At 32.4% G+C, this 20,362-nt stretch carries 11 protein-coding genes and 1 pseudogene; 10 read left to right on the top strand and 2 right to left on the bottom strand.

The genetic code is table 11. From position 1 onward, the window contains the following. Positions 1 to 497: 497 nt before the first annotated feature. Positions 498 to 2,300 (top strand): ABC transporter ATP-binding protein, encoded by a 1,803-nt coding sequence (locus tag RCG18_RS27560; protein WP_308039157.1) that lies wholly within the window; start codon positions 498 to 500, stop codon positions 2,298 to 2,300. A 17-nt stretch (positions 2,301 to 2,317) separates the two neighbouring features. Next, positions 2,318 to 4,144, top strand: a complete 1,827-nt coding sequence (locus RCG18_RS27555; protein WP_308039155.1) for an ABC transporter ATP-binding protein — start codon at positions 2,318 to 2,320, stop codon at positions 4,142 to 4,144. Between the two features lie 139 nt (positions 4,145 to 4,283). Here RCG18_RS27555 and RCG18_RS27550 read toward each other — a convergent pair whose 3' ends face one another. Continuing rightward, on the bottom strand, positions 4,284 to 5,192 hold the full coding sequence (locus RCG18_RS27550) for a chemotaxis protein (protein ID WP_308039154.1): 909 nt from the start codon (positions 5,190 to 5,192) through the stop codon (positions 4,284 to 4,286). Positions 5,193 to 5,534: 342 nt separating this feature from the next. On the opposite strand from RCG18_RS27550, the gene glgB reads away from it, so the two are divergent. From glgB to glgD, 6 genes and pseudogenes are all read left to right on the top strand, one after another. Further along, positions 5,535 to 7,589, top strand: coding sequence for a 1,4-alpha-glucan branching protein GlgB (glgB, locus tag RCG18_RS27545; RefSeq protein ID WP_308039152.1), 2,055 nt, complete (start codon positions 5,535 to 5,537; stop codon positions 7,587 to 7,589). Further along, positions 7,589 to 9,015 (top strand): annotated as a pseudogene (glgA, locus tag RCG18_RS27540) (glycogen synthase GlgA). Before glgB ends, glgA begins: the two are co-directional and overlap by 1 nt. A gap of 148 nt (positions 9,016 to 9,163) precedes the next feature. Continuing rightward, complete coding sequence (locus RCG18_RS27535) at positions 9,164 to 11,599, top strand: glycogen/starch/alpha-glucan phosphorylase (protein ID WP_308039151.1); 2,436 nt, start codon at positions 9,164 to 9,166, stop codon at positions 11,597 to 11,599. Positions 11,600 to 11,755: 156 nt separating this feature from the next. After that, positions 11,756 to 13,633, top strand: a complete 1,878-nt coding sequence (locus RCG18_RS27530) for a glycoside hydrolase family 13 protein (protein WP_308039150.1) — start codon at positions 11,756 to 11,758, stop codon at positions 13,631 to 13,633. A gap of 38 nt (positions 13,634 to 13,671) precedes the next feature. Continuing rightward, entirely contained in the window at positions 13,672 to 14,823 is a 1,152-nt protein-coding gene (locus RCG18_RS27525; RefSeq protein WP_308039149.1) for a glucose-1-phosphate adenylyltransferase, read from the top strand. Between the two features lie 36 nt (positions 14,824 to 14,859). Further along, positions 14,860 to 15,978, top strand: coding sequence for a glucose-1-phosphate adenylyltransferase subunit GlgD (gene glgD / locus RCG18_RS27520; protein ID WP_308039148.1), 1,119 nt, complete (start codon positions 14,860 to 14,862; stop codon positions 15,976 to 15,978). Positions 15,979 to 16,135: 157 nt separating this feature from the next. On the opposite strand, the gene RCG18_RS27515 is transcribed toward glgD, so the two are convergent. After that, complete coding sequence (locus RCG18_RS27515; protein WP_308039147.1) at positions 16,136 to 17,152, bottom strand: hypothetical protein; 1,017 nt, start codon at positions 17,150 to 17,152, stop codon at positions 16,136 to 16,138. Between the two features lie 429 nt (positions 17,153 to 17,581). Here RCG18_RS27515 and RCG18_RS27510 point away from each other — a divergent pair, with 429 nt between their 5' ends. Beyond that, positions 17,582 to 18,793 carry a DUF3798 domain-containing protein gene (locus tag RCG18_RS27510; RefSeq protein ID WP_374118999.1) on the top strand — a complete coding sequence of 404 codons (1,212 nt, stop codon included), beginning with the start codon at positions 17,582 to 17,584 and terminating at the stop codon, positions 18,791 to 18,793. A gap of 115 nt (positions 18,794 to 18,908) precedes the next feature. Continuing rightward, the gene (locus RCG18_RS27505; RefSeq protein WP_374118998.1) at positions 18,909 to 20,330 is read left to right on the top strand and encodes a sugar ABC transporter ATP-binding protein; all 1,422 of its coding nucleotides are present in this window, start codon (positions 18,909 to 18,911) and stop codon (positions 20,328 to 20,330) included. Positions 20,331 to 20,362 lie beyond the last annotated feature (32 nt).

The raw sequence follows: 20,362 nt of genomic DNA, 5'->3' as shown, positions 1-20,362 counted from the left end.
ATTAATGTTATTAGCAGCCAGTTCAAGTGCAAAACAACATAAAACACATATATACGACCTTGGTATAGTTAACTTTTAATAGTTAGCATTAATTATAGTGGAAAATTGCCATAGGTTGTATACCTATGGCTTTTTATATTGCTTACCTATTTATATGTTGGGGAAGTTATGCCCAATATATAATAAATTCTGTCTAAAAGCCGTAGAAAAATTATTCTGCGGCTTTTTATATTTAAGCAGAGAACCAAAATCTTTGATTTTGTGTGAATGGGTTAAGCAGATATCCCAAATCTTTGATTTGGTGATAGTCGCTTACACAGCGTGTACTCATTCGACTAAAGGAGAAGGAGTTTCATTTAAAAAGGAGTGGTGATTATGAACAAAAAAGAGAATTTAAGAAAAACTAATGACTGGAATTCTATATTTTATACCTGACCAGGCTAATACAGATTTGGAACCTAAAACTCTATATTGGCAGTTAAAAGGAGATGAATAGGATGAAAAAAATTATAGAGTTGACTAAAGGAAGTAGGCTTTTATATACAATAGCAATACTATCTATCGGAATTGCTTCTTTTATAGCTATGGTAGAACCTATGGTTATTAGAGTTACTATAGATTCTATAATAGGAAATAAACCATTAAATGTTCCTAAGCCTGTTGAAAGTTTAGTACAAGTTTTAGGAGGAAGAGAAATTTTAGGAAGAAATTTATGGATATGTTCTTTAACTCTAGTAAGTTTAACTTGTGTAAGAGGTATTTTTCTTTATTTAAAAGGAAAGCTTTCTGCGCAAGCTGCTGAAAATATGGCAAGAAATATAAGGGTTAGATTATATGACCATATTCAAAAACTTCCTTATGGATATCATATAAAATCAGAGTCTGGAGATTTAATTCAAAGATGTACTTCGGATGTAGATACAGTAAGAAAGTTCTTTGCACTTCAAATGGTTGAGATAGGAAGAGCTGTATTTATAGTAACCTTTGCCATTATTATGATGAGCTCGTTAAACAAGAAGATGACAATAATTGCAATGTGTGTGGTGCCTATAATATTTATATTTTCTTTAACATTTTTCAATAAAATTCAGCATAATTTTATAAAGGCTGATGAACAAGAGGGTGCCCTTACATCTGTGTTAAGAGAAAATCTAACAGGCGTGAGAGTAGTAAAAGCCTTTGGAAGACAAAACTTTGAAATAGAAAAATATGAGAAAGAAAATAAGAAATATAAAGATTCTATTTATAAAATAATTTATTTAATGTCAAATTACTGGGGAATATCAGACTTCCTTTGTACAATTCAGATAGGTCTAGTATTAATGTCTGGTATTTACTTCACAGTAAATGGAGACATAAGTCTTGGTACTTTAGTAGTATTTATAACCTATGAAACTATGCTTCTCTGGCCTGTAAGACAGCTTGGAAGGATTCTTTCGGATATGGGAAAGATGACAGTTTCCATGGGAAGGATATGGGAGATACTGCATGTACCTCAAGAAAAAGAAACGCGCAAAGCTTTAAGACCTGAAATAAAGGGTGAAATATGCTTTGAAAATGTAACTTTTGGATATGAAGAAGATACTCCTGTAATTAAGGATGTAAGTTTTAAAGTAAATAAAGGAGAAACAGTAGCAGTAGTAGGACCTACAGGTTCAGGGAAATCATCGCTAGTGCACCTTTTATTAAGGCTTTATGACTATAACAAAGGATCTATAAAGATTGACGGAGTAGAGCTTATGGATATAGAAAGAAAGTGGGTAAGAAGTAGAATAGGCATGGTGCTTCAAGAAGCATTCCTTTATTCGAGAACAATTAAAGATAATATAAAAATATCTAAGCTGGATGCAGATGACAAGGAGGTAAAAACTGCAGCTTCTATGGCAGCAGTTCATGGTGTAATAACTTCATTTGAAAGAGGCTATGACACCATAGTAGGGGAAAATGGCGTTACCTTATCTGGTGGTCAGAGACAAAGAGTTTCTATAGCAAGAACTCTTATAAAAAATCTACCTATCTTGATTTTTGACGATTCACTAAGTGCAGTAGATGCGGAGACAGATAAAATCATAAGACAAAAGTTAAAGGAAAAAAGTAAAGGTGTCACTACTTTTATAATATCTCACAGAATTTCTACAGTTATGGATGCAGATAAGATTATTGTTTTAAACAGAGGAATAATTGAAGCTATTGGAAGCCACAAAGAATTGATAAACAAAGATGGTGTATATAAGAGAATTTGGGAAATACAAAATTCTGTAGATAACCTTGAGGATGAAGATGTGGCTTGTAATGAGTAATTTAGGAGGTGATTTTTATGGAAAGAATCGATGAATATAAAATAACGGAAAAGTTTAATCTTGGTATCTGGAAAAGATTCTTTAAATATTTATATGAATTTAAGAAAGGTCTTATTATAATGGCTTTTCTAATGATTATAGTAGCAGGAATAGATGCAGTGCTTCCTCTTTTAACTAAATATGCTATAGATAACTTTATCGCAAAGAAAAGCACAGATGGACTCAAAGCTTTCACCATAGCTTATTTTGGAATTTTTGCTTTTCAGGCTTTAAATGTTAAGCTTTTTATAATGCAGGCTGGTAAAATAGAGACGGAACTGGCTTATCATATAAGAAAACTTGGGTTTAAAAGACTTCAGCAGCTATCTTTTTCTTACTATGACAATTCCTCAGTTGGTTGGCTTATGTCGAGAATGACATCTGATGTAACAAGGCTGAGTGAAATAGTGTCTTGGGGATTGATTGATATGGTGTGGGCCGTATCGATGATGATAGGATTCTTGGCTATTATGTTATATTACAACGTTGGAATGACACTTATAAGCATGTGTGTAGTTCCAATATTATTTGTCATAGGAATGTTCTTTCAAAGGAAAATTTTAAAGTCCTACAGAAAAGTTAGAAAATTAAACTCACAGATAACTGCGGACTTTAGTGAAGAGGTAGCAGCGGCAAAAACTACTAAGACTTTAGTACGTGAAAATGAAAATTTAAAAGAGTTTAAGAGAGATGCCGACAGTATGAGGTACTCAGCAGTAAGAGCTGTAATGTTTTCATCATTATTTCTTCCTATAGTTATATCCATGGGAAGCATAGGAACAGGATTAGCTCTTTGGTTTGGAGGAGGTAAAGTAATTACAGGAGCTTTAACTTATGGTACTTTTGTAATGTTTATTTCATACACTATACAGTTCTTTGATCCATTAAGTAGATTGGCAGAAACTTTAGCGGAACTGCAGAATGCTCAGGCTTCAGCAGAGAGAATAATAACTCTTGTAGAAACTGAACCAGACATATGGGACAAAAAAGATGTAGTGAAAGTTTATGGAGACTTATTTAACCCAAACAAAGAAAATTGGGAAAAGATTTATGGAGAAATAGAATTTAAGAATGTAAGCTTTTCTTATAAAAATGGGGAAAAAGTACTTCAAAACTTTAATTTAAAGGTTAAAAAAGGAGAAACTATAGCCTTGGTTGGAGAAACTGGCTCTGGAAAGAGTACAATTGTAAATTTACTCTGTAGATTCTATGAACCAAATAGTGGAGAGATATTAATTGATGGAAAAGATTATAGAGAACGATCTCTTTTATGGCTTCAATCAAACTTAGGTTATGTTCTTCAAAGTCCTCATTTGTTTAGCGGAACTATCAAGAACAATATAAGATATGGAAAACTTGATGCTTCGCAAGAAGAAATCGAAGAAGCAGCAAAGCTTGTAAATGCTCATAACTTTATTATGGATATGGAAAAAGGCTATGACACTGAGGTAGGGGAAGGTGGAGGGAATCTGTCCACAGGAGAAAAACAACTTATCTCTTTTGCCAGAGCAATTATAGCAAATCCAGCTATTTTTGTACTGGATGAAGCTACTTCATCTATCGATACAGAAACAGAAAAAATGATAGAAAACGCTATAGAAAAAACTCTATCAGGAAGAACAAGTTTTATAATAGCCCATAGACTATCTACTATAGTATCAGCAGATAAAATTCTTGTTATAAGAAAAGGAAAGATAATAGAAGCTGGAAATCATAAAGAATTGTTAAGAAGAAAAGGATACTACTATAGATTATATACAAACCAGCTACTTCAGGAAAAAGAACTAGAAAGTAAGAGAATATAATATATAGGGTTACAAGGCCGAAAATTGACTTACACCTCGGACTATGTTTCCAAGCTTCAGTCCGTTAAAAACTTTTAGCTTTGGAAACATAGCCCTTTGCGTAAGTCAATTTTCTAGTTTGAAACCCTATATAGACATACTAATGAGCTTTGTTTTTTACCATAAGCTCATCTACCAATTTTACTAGATTATCTATTTCAGGTTTGCTCATTTGAGCATCAGCTCCAACAGATATTCCCTTATGAGATAAATCATCAGTAATTAAAGAAGAGAAAATTATTACTGGAAGATTTTTTAATATCTTATGTTCTTTAATCTTTCTGGTAAGTGTATGACCATCCATTCTTGGCATTTCTATATCAGTTATAAGTATTTGTACTTCATCAATAAACTTTTCCTTCTTTTCTTCTACAAGATCATATAAATAATTTAAAGCTTGTTCACCATCATCAAAAAAACTTAAATTACTGAATCCCGCCTTTGTTAAAGTATCTTTTAATAAGCTTCTTATTAAGAAAGAATCGTCTGCTAGCATAAGTTTAATATTGGATCTATCCTTATACTCAACATTCTCAATTCTTTCTTCGCTTATACCTACTTTTGGATTTATATCGGTAACTATTTTTTCAAAATCCAATAAAAAAAGTATCTTATCATTAAGTATTATATTGCCTATAACTAAAGAATCAGCGAATAGATTATCTGGTTTAGTTATTTTGTTCCATCCTATTCTATGAGTTCCTACTACTCTATCAATATTAAAAGCAACTCTAGATTTATTAAATTCACATAGTATTATAGTGTTCTGTTTAGATACCTCAGAGTTTTTTTCTAATACATATTTTAAGTTTACAAGGGTTATAATTTCATCCCTATTTAAAATAAGTCCAGCAATAGTAGGAGGTGTTTGAGGAAGTTTAGTTAAGTTGTCTGTTTCCAACACTTCTTTTACTTTTATTACATTTATTCCATAGTGTTTGTTATTAATTACGAATTCAAGTATTTCGACCTCTCCAGTTCCACTTTCTAATAAAATATTTGTTTCCACGATTTCAACCTCTTTTCTAAGCTTAAGTTATATTTACATCTAGATTTAATATAAAAATTACAGAAAATATTATTTATTAAAAATAAGCTTTATCTTTGTATAAATTATACGTGAAATTAGTTTATTTTTCTATATTTTTCATGTTTTTATTTTTTTATTAATAAAACCAATACAGCTTGAAATATCTATATAAAGCATGCAGTAATCATTTTCAGCATAAGATTTCACTGAAAAGCTTCAATTATGAATATTTGTACTATTTTTAGAAGGTATAAAAAAGGTTTTGTAGAATTAATGAACAAGTAGAAATATTTATAAATTTCTTAAAAAGAGGTGAGAAGTATGAGAGTGAAAAATAAAATCTATGAAAAGAGCAGAACTATTATAGCAGATTACGATATTCACCTTTTTCATGAAGGAACCCATTATAATTGTTATAAATTTATGGGAGCGCATTATGTAAAAGAGGACAGAAGGTGGGGAGTAAGATTTACTGTCTGGGCTCCAAAGGCTACAGAAGTAAGGGTAGTTGGAGAATTTAATGACTGGCAATCTAAAAAAGAATATTCTTTTAAAAGATTGAATGATGAAGGTTTATGGAGCTTGTTTGTGTCAGGGCTAAAGGAAAATTTTATTTATAAGTATGAAATAACTCAAAAGAGCGGCAAAAAGGTTTTAAAAGCCGATCCATATGCAATTTATAGTGAAAAGAGACCTAATACTGCCTCTTATGCTGTGAAAAGGAAAAATTTCAGATGGGGAGATAAAAGGTGGCTGGAGTATAGAAATTCTCAAAATATATATGAAAATCCTATAAATATTTATGAGGTACATCTAGGCTCTTGGAGAAGAGATGAAAAGGGAGAGTTTTTAAATTATAGGGAAATAGGAGATAAGCTAGCGACCTATGTGAAAAGTATGGGTTATACACATGTAGAGCTAATGCCTGTAATGGAACATCCTCTAGATGACTCTTGGGGCTACCAGCTTACTGGATACTATTCTGTTACAAGCAGATATGGTACAATAGATGATTTTAAGTATTTGATAAACACACTGCATAAAACAGGTATAGGGGTTATATTGGATTGGGTTCCAGGACATTTTTGTAAAGATGAGCATGGACTTTATAGATTTGATGGCACGCCTACCTATGAATATGAAGATGTAAATAAGGCGGAAAATAGAGGCTGGGGAGCTGCCAATTTTGATCTGGGAAAACCAGAAGTAAGGAATTTTCTTATATCAAATGCATTATTTTGGCTTAGAGAATATCATATTGATGGATTGAGAGTAGACGCAGTAACAAATATGCTTTACTTAAATTATGACAGAAAAGAAGGAGAATGGACTCCAAATAAAAATGGGGGCAGTGAAAATCTTGAGGCTATAGAATTCTTTAAGGAGTTAAGCAAATCCTTGTTTAAAGAAGTTCCTAATCTATTAATGATTGCAGAGGAATCCACGTCATGGCCTATGATAACCAAACCTACAGACATAGGGGGAATAGGCTTTAATTTTAAATGGAATATGGGATGGATGAATGACATTTTAGAGTATATAAGTTTAGACCCTGTATATAGAAAACATCATCATAACCGCATAACCTTCTCTATAATGTATAATTACTCAGAAAATTTCATATTACCTCTATCTCACGATGAGGTGGTACATGGGAAAAAATCATTAATAGATAAGATGTGGGGCGATTATTGGAACAAGTTTGCAGGACTAAGATTGTTTATGGCTTATATGTTCACTCATCCAGGTAAAAAGAGTACCTTTATGGGAACAGAATTTGCTCAATTTATAGAATGGAGACATTATGAAGAATTAGAATGGAAGCTTATTGAAAGTTTTGAAATACATAAGAGTACCCAGGAATTTTTTAGAGATTTAAATAATTTATATAGAAAAGAAAAAGCTTTATGGCTTTATGATTATAAATTTGAAGGCTTCAAGTGGATTGATGCAGACAACTCTAATCAAAGTATATTAATTTTTATGAGAAAAACCAATGTACCACAGGAAACTTTAATCATTATATGCAATTTTACCCCTATGGTATATTACGATTACAAAATTGGAGTTCCATACTTAGGGGAATATAAGGAGCTCTTAAATACAGATAGCAAAAAGTATGGTGGGTCGGGACAAACAATGGAGAGTACACTTTATGCAGAGAAAAAACCTTGGCACAAAGAGCTATATCATATAAAAATTAAGGTCCCTCCTATGGCTGCAGTCATACTTAAGGTAAATAAAGTTTACAAATTAAATGATAAAAAACATAAGGAAATAATAGAGATAATAACTGATGATGAGGATAAAAGAAATAAGCAAGATATAAAGGAAGTAGTGAATAAAAAGGACAAAAATGAAAGGAAAGTGGAATAATGAAAATATTATTTATAGCCTCTGAAGCGGATCCTTTTATTAAAACAGGAGGGCTGGCAGATGTAGCCTACGCTCTTCCTAAGTATCTTAAAGCTTTAGGGATAGATGCAAGAGTTGTAATACCAAAATATAAAAATATAAAGCTAAGGGACAAATACAGTATAATTTTCAAAAATCTTTTACAGTCCCTGTAGGTTGGAGAAATCAATATGCTGGAGTATTTGAATGTGATGTAGATTCAGTTAAATATTATCTATTAGATAATGAATACTACTTTTTTAGAGATAATCTTTATGGACATTATGATGATGGAGAGAGATTTGCATATTTTGATAGAGCAGTACTTATGATGTTAAAGGAGATAGATTGGAAGCCAGATGTTATACACTGCAATGATTGGCATACAGGTATGATACCAGTGCTATACAAACTTCAGTATGGTAAAGAGGATTTTTATAAGAACATAAAAGTCTTATATAGCATACATAATATATTATTCCAAGGAAATTATGATGTAAGTATATTAGGTGAACTTTTTGGATTCAGTGATGATATATATAAAGACGGCAGTGTAGAATTGTATGGAGCAGTAAGCTTTATGAAGGGTGGTATAAACTACAGTGATAAGGTGTCCACCGTAAGCAGAAGTTATGCTCAAGAAATTCAAAGCCCTTATTATGGAGAAAAATTAGATGGACTTCTGCAAAACAGAGCTAGTAATCTATCAGGCATAGTAAATGGAATAGACTATGATATTTATAATCCAGAAAAAGATGTCGTTATATACAAAAACTATGGCAAAAATAATTTAGAAGATAAGGCAGTTAATAAGCAGAAACTTCAAGAACAATTAGGTATTGAGATAAATAAAGAAGTTCCAATGATTGGTATAGTATCAAGACTTACTGCCCAAAAGGGAATGGATTTAATAAAGCATATAGGTGAGGAGCTTGTAAATAGGGATATACAGCTGGTGGTACTTGGCACCGGAGATAGTGATTATGAGGAGTATTTTAAATATCTTCATGAAAAATATCCACATAAAGTCTCTGCCAATATATATTTTGATGATGTATTAGCTCACAAAATATATGCAGCTTCAGATATATTTTTAATGCCCTCTTTATTTGAACCTTGTGGATTAGGTCAGCTCATAGCTTTAAGATACGGAGCTTTACCTATAGTAAGAGAAACCGGTGGACTTAAGGATACTGTAGAAGCATACAATAAGTTTACTGGTGAAGGTAATGGTTTTAGTTTTACTAATTACAATGCCCATGACTTACTTTATGTTATAGAAACAGCACTGAAATTCTATAGAGATAAAGATCTTTGGAAAAGCATAGTAATTCAAGCCTTAGAAAGTGATAATAGCTGGAACAAGTCAGCGGAAGCCTATAAAGAGCTTTATGAAAGTATGCTTTAGTCTATCTTAATATTTTATATTAGGAGGTAAAAGTTCTAAATGAACTTTTACGGGTAACTTGTAAGCGGAAGCGAAAATCTTAAGTTACCCAGTACCCGAAGGGAAGCAAGCAAAATTACCCAGTGTTCCGACTAAAAGGAGGAATTAGATGTTAAAAATAGATAAGGAAACTTTTAAAAAAGACTATGAAGAAAAGTTTATAGAAATTCATGGAAAGGACTTATTGGAAGGAACAGACTATAACAAATATGAAGCTTTAGCAAGCCTTACTAGAGATTATGTAGTCAAAACCTGGATTAACACAAATAAAAGGTATGACACCACTGGAGAAAAGCAGGTATATTACTTTTCTATGGAGTTTCTACTTGGAAGATTGTTAGATAATGCTTTGAGCAATTTAGGGATAAGAGATATATGCAAAGAAGCATTAAATGATTTAAATATAAATCTTGATGCTTTAGAGATTTTAGAGGAAGATCAAGGGCTAGGCAATGGTGGCTTAGGAAGATTAGCTGCTTGCTTTTTAGATTCTATGGCTTCACTAAATATACCTGGACATGGCTGTGGCATAAGATACAAGTATGGTTTTTTTGAACAAAAGATAATAGATGGCTCGCAGGTAGAAGCGCCAGATGAGTGGCTAAAAAATGGTAATGTATGGTCAATAAAAAAGTCAGATAAGGCTCAAATAGTTAGATTTGTTGGAAAAGTAGATATGTTCAGTGAAAATGGTAAGCTAAAATTTAACCATACAGAATATGAGCCTGTCTTAGCAGTTCCTTATGATATTCCTATCATAGGTTATAAAAATGAGGTGGTTAACACTTTAAGACTCTGGAGTGCAGAGCCTTTATATGACGAATTTGATTTTTCTTCTTTTAGTAGGGGAGACCACTTAAAGGCTATAGAATACAAAAATTCTATAGAGGCTATATCACAAGTTTTATATCCTGATGATAGTTTTTATGAGGGAAAAATGCTTAGATTAAAGCAGCAATACTTCTTTGTATCTGCTGGAATTCAAAGTATTATAAGACATTTTAGAACTCATGTAGGATCTTTAAAGGATTTAGATGAAAGAATAGCTATACACATAAATGATACTCACCCTACCTTGGCTATTCCAGAGCTTATGAGAATTTTTATGGATGAAGAGAATTTTAGTTGGGATGAAGCTTGGAGAATGACTACTAATATAATATCTTATACAAATCATACGATTTTAGCAGAAGCTTTAGAAAAATGGCCTGTGGAAATGTTTAAAAGTTTATTGCCAAGAATTTATATGATTGTTGAGGAAATAAACAGAAGATTTTGTGAAGAACTTTGGAATAAATATATTGGACAATGGGATAAAATCAGTAAAATGGCCATAATATCCGATGGCTATGTAAAGATGGCACACCTAGCTATAGTAGGAAGCCATAGTGTAAATGGTGTGGCTAAACTTCACACAGAGATACTTAAGAAACAGGAAATGGCCGATTTTTATTATTTCTATCCTAAAAAATTCAACAATAAAACTAATGGAATAACCCATAGAAGATGGCTTATGCGAGCAAATCCTCAGCTTACAGGTCTTCTTAAAGAAACTATAGGAGATAGTTTTATAAAGCATCCTACAGATATGGAGGCCTTTGAAGCTTATGCAGGTAGCAGGGCAGTTCAAGAAAGGCTGCAGGATATAAAGTTTTCTAATAAAAAGAAACTTGCAGAATACTTGAAATTTAATCAAGGAATTTCTATAAATCCAAATTCTTTATTTGATGTCCAGGTTAAGAGAATTCATGCTTACAAAAGGCAGGTTTTGAATTGCTTAAGAATAATGGAACTATACAGAAGACTTATAGAAAATCCTAATTTAGATGTAATTCCTAGAACCTTCATATTTGCAGGTAAGGCAGCACCAGGATACTATCTTGCTAAAAATACTATTGAACTTATAAATGCCGTGGCTAATAAGATAAATAATGATTCAAGGGTAAATGAAAAAATAAAGGTGGTTTTTATCCCAAATTATAGAGTTTCTGTAGCTGAAGCTATAATTCCAGCCGCAGATTTAAGTGAACAAATATCAACTACCACTAAAGAAGCTTCAGGTACAAGTAACATGAAGTTTATGATGAATGGAGCAATTACCATAGCTACATTAGATGGGGCAAATATAGAAATAAGAGATGAAGTTGGAGATGAAAATATCGTCATTTTTGGTCTAACGAAAAGAGAGGTTCTAGATTATTATCATAAAGGAGGCTATTCAGCCTGGGATATAGTTAATAGAGACTATAGAATAAAGCAAGTTACGGAGGATATAGTAAATGGATTCTATTGCAGTAACAAAGAAAAATTCAAGTCCATTTATGAACACCTTATCACCTATAATGATGAATTTTTTGTGCTTAAAGATTTTGACTCCTATTTAAAAGCACAGAAGAGGGTAGATAGTTTATATAGGGATTCTTCAAAGTGGCAATCTATGTGCGCTGTGAATATAGCACATTCCGGTATATTTTCTAGCGATAGAACAATACAAGAGTATGCTACAGGTATATGGGGTTCAGGATATTTATATAAAAATCTTTAGCACTTAACTCACGCCTTGGGATATGTTTACAGAGTTTTTGGCAGGATAACCCCTTTTAAATCTATTCGCAATAATGTAAATGTATCCCTTTGTACAATCTAACCTTCTTAGTTAGAAACCATAAAGGATCGATTACTTAAAGGAGAGGTGACTTTTATGGACTACTATATAAAACATAATTCATGGGAAGGGAGGTTCAGAAAACCCTTTGGAGCAGTAAAATCGGGAGAAAAGGTTTATATAAATTTGGAGGCAGAGAATTTTAGTAAAGCCGAAATAGTTCTTATATATTTTGACGGAACAGAAGAATGCATAGGACTTTCTTCAAAAAAAATTAATGAAGATCTATATAATTATTTTACTGAAATAAGTATAAAAGAAGATTATAAAGGATTAATAAACTACTATTTTAAATTTTATAAAGATTATCAGATTATATATTACGGCAATAATGCAGATGGCCTAGGAGGAGAAGGAAGAGTTTATCAATATTCACCCAAAAGCTATCAAATAACGGTGCACAAAGACTTTGAAGTTCCTATATGGTTTAAAGAAGGTATAGTATATCAGATATTTGTAGATAGATTTAGAAATGGTAATAAAGATGGAAAAGTGGATAATCCTAAGAAGAACAGCTTCATATATGGAACCTGGCAAGATGAGCCAATGTATATAAGAGATGCTAATGGTAAAGTAGTTAGATGGGATTTTTATGGCGGGAACCTTAAAGGAGTTATTGAAAAACTAGAATATTTAAAGAATTTAGGTGTGGATATAATTTATTTAAATCCAATCTTTGAAGCTTCCAGCAATCATAAATATGACACAGCTGACTATAAGTCTATAGACCCTATGTTTGGCGATGAAAATATATTTAAAGAACTCTGCCATAAAGCAGAGCAATTAGGAATAAAAATAATATTAGATGGAGTTTTTAATCATACAGGGTCAGATAGCATATATTTTAATAAATTTGGAAACTATTCAAGTTTAGGAGCATATCAATCAAAATACTCAACCTACTATAAGTGGTATATATTTAGTGAATATCCAGATAAATATGAATGCTGGTGGGGGATAGACAACCATCCAAGTATAGATGAGATGAATGAAGATTACATAAATTTTATAATAAAAGATAAAGATTCTGTAATTAATAAATGGATGAAGCTTGGTATCAGTGGATGGAGATTAGATGTAGCAGACGAGCTTCCAGATGAGTTTATAAAATTGTTTAAATCTCATATAAAAGAAATTAAAGAGGATTCAGTATTAATAGGAGAAGTTTGGGAAGATGCATCTAATAAAATAAGCTATTCCAGAAAAAGAAAATATTTATTCGGTGAAGAGTTGGACTCAGTAACAAATTATCCCTTTAGAAATTTAGTGATTAACTTTATAAATTCACGAATTACTGCAGAAGGCTTTATAAGAAATATTATGAGCCTTTATGAAAATTACCCTAGGGAAAGTTTTTACTGTAATTTAAATATACTAGGTACTCATGATACGGAAAGAATTTTAACTTCAATAGATAAAGATAATAGAAAAAATATGTACAAGCTTATCATAGCTCTATCCATTCAAATGACCATGCCAGGAGTTCCTCTTATATACTATGGAGATGAAGCAGGGCTTACAGGTGGTAAAGACCCTTTAAATAGAAAACCTTACCCTTGGAAACATGAAGATGTAAATATTTACAACATTTACGAAGCAATTATAAAATTAAGAAGAAAACATGAGGTTTTTGTTAAGGGAGACTTAAACTTCCACAATATAAATGAAGACATACTATGCTATGAAAGAAACTATGATAAGACAAAAGCAATAATAATAATAAATAAGTCTGAGGAAAAATCTTATAATATCAGATTAAAGCCCCTAGGACTTGAATATTATCAGTATACTGAAGACTTGAGCATAAATGTTAATAATTTATTAGATGAAAAATTAATGAAGAAAGATATAACTTCAGAGTATGTAAAAATGAACCCATTAGAGACCCAAATATACAAATTTATATACATTTAATATTTCTAATAAATTGGTTAATGAGGAGAGGGTGCTATATGTTAAAAAAAGAAATTGTGGCAATGATATTGGCGGGCGGTCAAGGCTCGAGATTGGGTATACTTACAAAAAGACTTGCAAAGCCTGCAGTTCCTTTCGGTGGAAGATATAGAATAATTGATTTTACTTTGAGCAATTGTTCTAACTCAGGCATAGATACTGTAGGGGTATTAACACAGTATAAGCCTTTAGTGCTTAACTCTCATATAGGTATAGGTAGTCCTTGGGATCTTGATAGAAGAGATGGAGGGGTATATATTCTACCACCTTACCAAGAAGAAAGCGGAGGAGATTGGTATAAAGGTACTGCAAATGCAATACATCAAAATAGTTCTTTTATAGATAGTTACAATCCAGAATATGTATTAATTTTATCTGGAGACCACATATACAAAATGAATTATGAGAATATGCTGAGATATCACAAAGAAAAAAATGCAGATGCTACTATAGCAGTTATAGACGTACCATTAGAAGAGGCAAGTAGATTTGGTATTATGAATACTAATGAAGATGGCTCAATATATGAATTTGAAGAAAAGCCTAAAAATCCTAAGAGTACAAAAGCATCTATGGGAATTTATATATTTAACTGGAAACTTTTAAAGAGATTTTTAAGAGAAGACCAGCATAACAAAGAATCTAGCAACGACTTTGGAAAAGACATAATACCTAAGATGCTTTACGAGGGCATGAAAATGTATGCCTATGCTTTTCAAGGATATTGGAAGGATGTTGGAACTATAGAAAGTTTATGGGAAGCAAATATGGACTTGCTTAGAGAAGATAATGAGCTAAACATGGATGATAGGAGCTGGAGAATATATTCTGAGAACCATGTTAGACCAGCGCAATATATAGGACCTAATGCATTGATTAAAAATAGTCTTTCTGTAGATGGTTGTGAAATCTATGGTGAGGTAAGTAATTCCGTATTATTCTCAGGAGTCATAATAGGTAAAAATTCTAAAATAATAAACTCTGTAGTGATGCCAGACACTAAAATTGGAGATAACGTAATCATAAATAAAGCAATTGTAGGAAGCAGTGTAATTATAAGAAGAGATTGTATTATTGGAGATGGAAAGAAAGTTACAGTAATAGGTGGAGGCGAAGATATAAGGGCAGGGTCCATAGTTGCAAGAGAATAAAGTGAAATTTTAAGGGATTTTTAGAGGAGGGGTATTATGTTAAAAAATTGTTTGGGTATAATTAATTTAGACGAAAATGAAGATAAAATAAGAGAGCTTACAAGAAATAGACCGTTAGCCTCTATCCCAATAGCAGGAAGGTATAGAATTATAGATTTTATATTATCAAATCTAACTAATGCAGGAGTTGAAAGTATAGGAATATTTTCTAAAATGCAATCAAGGTCATTGATGGATCATTTGAGTAACGGTCGTCCTTGGGATTTAAACAGAAAAATAGATGGGCTTAGATTTTTTAATTTTACCACCACAGATCCTTGTATAGATGATATAACTAATTTTGCAAATAACATAGAATATTTATATAGAGCCAAACAAGAATATGTTATATTTGCCTCTTCTTATATGATATGTAATATTGATTTTAAATCCATATTAAAGAATCATATAGAGTCAGGCTGTGATATAACTATGGCGTATAAGAAAGTGGGAGATGCAGACGAAAATTTCTGTGGTTGTGAGGCTTTAAACATAGATGAGGAAGGAACCGTGCTGAGTGTTGGGAAAAACATAGGAAATAGGAAAAATGCTAATATTGGCATGGGAATTTATATAATGAAAAAGAAGTTTTTGATAGACATAATTAATGAATGTATAAGTACAGGTTTCTATAGAAAAGTGAAATTATATATATATAATTCTTTAGATAAGTTAAAAGTAGGAAGCTATGAATTTAAGGAATATTTAGCTTGTGTGAATTCTTTAAAGTCCTACTATAAGGCGAGCATGGACCTATTGGATCATAAAATAAATAAAGAGCTTTTTTCACAGGAAAGACCTATATATACAAAGACCAATGATGAAATTCCAGCAAGATATAACAACGAGTGTATCGTTAAAAACTCTATAATAGCTAGTGGATGTTTAATTGAAGGAACAGTAGAAAATAGCATAATTTTTAGAAGGGTTAAGGTTTCTAAAGGAGCAGAGCTTAGAAATTGCATAATTCTCCAGAATTCAATTATAGGAAAAAATGCGAGGCTGTACAATATTATCACAGACAAATATATAACTATAAGTGATAATAAAGAGTTAAAGGGTGATATAACTATTCCTCTTGTGGTAGAGAAAGATGGTAGAAAAGAATATTATTAAGGAATCATAAAAGAATATAAACAAAAAATCACCATGTAAATTTCATGGTGATTTTCTTTTATATTGATAATTTTTACACTCTCAAGAAAAACTTTCAATATTCCATTATTTATTCTTATTTATGTTTGTAAAGTCAAAAAGACCTACTAAGATAAAATTACTTACAACTGTGCATATGCTGCATTGACATTGGAGAAACTGCGTCAGGATACATCGATGAATGCTGCATTGCCATTGGACTCATCATCATATGGTATGGGTATTTCATCATATGGCATGGATGCTTCATCATATGGCATGGATGCTTCATCATATGGCATGGATGTTTCATCATATAACATGGCATCATATAACATGACATCATAGGCTTCATCATAGGCTGCTGCATCATTATTGGTTGCTGAACTGGCTGAACTATTGGTTGAATATTTAATTGCATTTTTGTTGGTTCCATTATAGGTTCTATCTTTAAATGTAGTTTTATTGGTTCAGTTTCTACTGATCCCATCTTAGGTTTTATATTTAATTCCATACTTTGTGCTTCTACTTTAGGTTGTACATCAAGCTCCATTTTAGTAGGCGGTATCATTGGCTGAATATTTAGTTCCATATTTTGAGGCTGCATCTTAGGTTGAATATTCAATTCTATATTTTGAGGCTGCATGCTAGGTTGTATATTCAATCCCATATTTTGAGGCTGCATACTAGGTTGAATATTCAATTCCATGTTTTGAGGCTGCATCTTAGGTTGAATATTTAATTCCATGTTTTGAGGCTGCATGCTAGGCTGTATATTCAATCCCATATTTTGAGGCTGCATACTAGGTTGAATATTTAATCCCATACTTTGCGGTTCCATTTTAGGTTGGATATTTAATTCCATACTTGCTGGTTGTATTTTAGGTTGTATTTTTAATTCTTGTGTAGGTTGTGGTATAGGTTGAGGTATTGGTTTAGGAATAGGCTGTGGCATAGGTTTAGGTTGTGGTTGAGGCATTGGCTGAGGTTGAGGTTTTGGTTTAGGTTGTGGTTGAGGCATCGGCTGAGTTGGAGGTTTAATTTTTCTTTCCATTTCTGAATCCTCCATTCTATACCCCATTCTATACATCATCATTGGGCACATTACAGGATACTGAAAAGGCACAAAATCTGTAACTTGATAATTTTTATTCACAATTGTCCTCCTAATAAACACTACATCGATTTATTATATGCATATTTTCTCATTATGTTCATAAAATTAAAGATTTTATTACTTTAGGCATCTTCAAAAAAATAACTAGTCAGTATGTTAGTCTATCTTTCGTCATACTGCGTCCGCAGAACCCTTAGATAGTGCTGACTATCTGCGGAACCTGACTCCTTGTCTGACATAAAATATCCGTCGCATCTTTGACTTGTTACTTTCTTTCAGATGCCTTAAAAATGCTGTATAAAAAGTGCTGATGAAAATATGAATATTTTGATAATTTTGGAATATATTAATCATAATTAAATATAAATATGCTGGAATAGGTATCGGGGGAGAGTTATAGGTGATTAGTAATTGAGAAGCTTTGCTTTTCAAACTAATATAAAAAACGTATTTTAGGAGGGGACTATTTTGAAAAAAGTACTAGCATTAATTATCACAGCAACAATGGCATTAGGCTTAGTTGGATGCGGAGGCTCAAGCACTGATTCAAGTGCTAAAAAAACTAAATTTCACATCGGTATAGTAACAGGCACAGTATCACAATCAGAAGATGAACTGCGTGGTGCGGAAGCATTTATTAAAGAATATGGTGATGTACAAAAAGGTGGAATAGTAAAACATGTTACTTATCCTGATAACTTTATGCAGGAACAAGAAACAACTATAGCTCAAATTGCTGGACTAGCTGATGATCCAGATATGAAAGCTATTGTTGTTAACCAATCAGTTCCTGGTACAGTTGCAGCTTTTAAGAAAATAAAAGAAAAGAGACCAGACATACTTTTATTCGCAGGGGAGCCACAGGAAGATACTAACATGGTTGAAGCTGCATCTGATTTAGTAGTAAATGCAGACAATATAAACCGTGGTTACTTAATGATTCTTGCTGCAAAGAAAATGGGAGCAAAGACATTTGTCCACATTTCATTCCCAAGACACATGAGTATTGAGCTTTTATCTGCAAGAAAAACTATAATGGAACAAGCTTGTAAGGATTTAGGATTGACTTTTGCTTTTGAAACAGCTCCAGACCCAATGAGTGACGTTGGAATTCCAGGTGCACAACAATTCATACTTGAAAAAATGCCAGCATGGGTACAAAAGTATGGAAAAGATACTGCTTTCTTCTGCACAAACGATGCGCAGACAGAGCCTCTTTTAAAGAGAGTTGCTGAGCTTGGTGCAATATTTGTAGAACCAGATCTTCCATCTCCAATAATGGGATATCCAGGAGCATTTGGAATTGATCTTAAAGCTGAAGCTGGAAATTGGCCTGAAATACTTAAAAAAGTTGAAAAGACTGTAATTGATAAAGGTGGCAGCGGAAGAATGGGAACATGGGCTTATTCATATAACTATGCTTCAACAGAGGCACTTGCTGAGTATGCAAAGAGAATAATTGAAGGAAAGGCACAGAAAGATTCCTTTAAAGATTTAATGGCTTGCTATGAAAAATCTACTCCAGGAGCAGCATGGAACGGTTCATACTATATTGACAGAGCAACTGGAACAGAAAAGAAGAACCATGTTATGTTATATCAAGATACTTATGTTTTTGGAAAAGGTTATTTAGGTCAGACAAAGGAAGTAATACCTGATAAATATAAGAAAATAAAATAACTATGACAATATAAAAAGAGGTTAAAATTTAGGGTTCCTAGCTTAAAATTTCATTTAGGAACCCTATGTCTATAAAGTATGGATATATTGATTCGCATGATAAGAGGTGAAATAATTGTCAAATAAGAGCTTATTGTTAAAGGTAGAAGGTGTTAGCAAACAATTTGAAGGTAATAGGGTATTAAAAGATATTAATTTTTCACTGGAGAAGGGCAAAATATTAGCGCTAGTAGGTGAAAACGGTGCAGGAAAATCAACACTTATGAAAATACTTTTTGGAATGACTGTTATAGCAGAAACTGGAGGATATGAAGGTCAAATTTACCTGGATGGTGAAAAAGTAAATTTCAAAAATACCAGTGATGCTTTAAAAGCAGGAATTGGAATGGTACACCAGGAATTTTCTCTTATACCTGGTTTTACAACATCAGAAAATATATTATTGAATATGGAAAAAACTAAATCTAGTGTAGTATCAAAGATATTTGGTAGAAATTTAGAAACTATTGATATGAATGAGATGAAAAAGAGTGCAAAAAAGGCAATAGAAACCTTAGGAGTACAGCTTAGTCCTGATACCCTTGTTTCAGAACTGCCTGTTGGGCATAAGCAGTTTATTGAAATTGCACGTGAGATTGATAGAGAAAAGGTTAAATTGCTTATATTAGATGAACCAACAGCTGTTTTAACTGAATCAGAGGCAGAAATACTTTTGAAATCAATGAGAAGACTTGCGGATATGGGTGTGTCTATTATCTTTATTTCACATAGATTACATGAGATTACAGCAGCTTGTGATACACTAGTAGTACTAAGAGACGGTGTGGTTGTGGTTGAAAAACCCGTTGAAGGTGTAAATATAAGACAGATTGCTGAATGGATGGTAGGAAGAGATGTTGATAATAAAAAAGCGGCATCTGCAAAAATTGTAGATGTCACTGATAGCAATAAGGATATTATCCTAGAAGTAAAAAATCTTTGGGTTGATATGCCAGGAGAAACAGTAAGAGATGTATGCTTTAGTGTTAAAAGAGGTGAAATTTTTGGGATAGGTGGTCTGGCAGGACAAGGGAAGCTTGGGATACCAAATGGTATATTAGGTTTGTTTCCTGCAGAGGGGGAAATCGTATTTAATGGGAATTCATTGCCATTAAACTCAACCTTTAATGCATTAAAAAGCGGTTTAGCCTTTGTATCAGAGGATCGTAGAGGCGTAGGCCTTTTATTAGATGAGCCTATTGACTGGAATATCGCTTTTGATGCAATGCAGGTTCAGGAAAAGTTTATTAAAAAACTATTAGGCGGGTTAATAAAATGGCGTGATGATAAAGCCATGAAAGAATGTGCACAAGAATACATTAAGTCTTTAGAAATAAAATGTACAAGCGAAAAGCAGTTTACTAGACAACTTTCTGGAGGTAACCAGCAGAAAGTTTGTATTGCTAAGGCTTTTGCGCTCGAACCAAGTCTTTTGTTTGTATCTGAACCTACCAGAGGTATAGATGTTGGGGCAAAAAACTTGTACTCGATGCATTAAGGAGATATAATGCGGAAAATAATACTACAATT

It is taken from the genome of Clostridium sp. OS1-26, from assembly GCF_030915445.1.
Lineage (GTDB): Bacteria > Bacillota > Clostridia > Clostridiales > Clostridiaceae > Clostridium_AM.
This window is presented reverse-complemented; position numbering and strand designations above follow the sequence as displayed.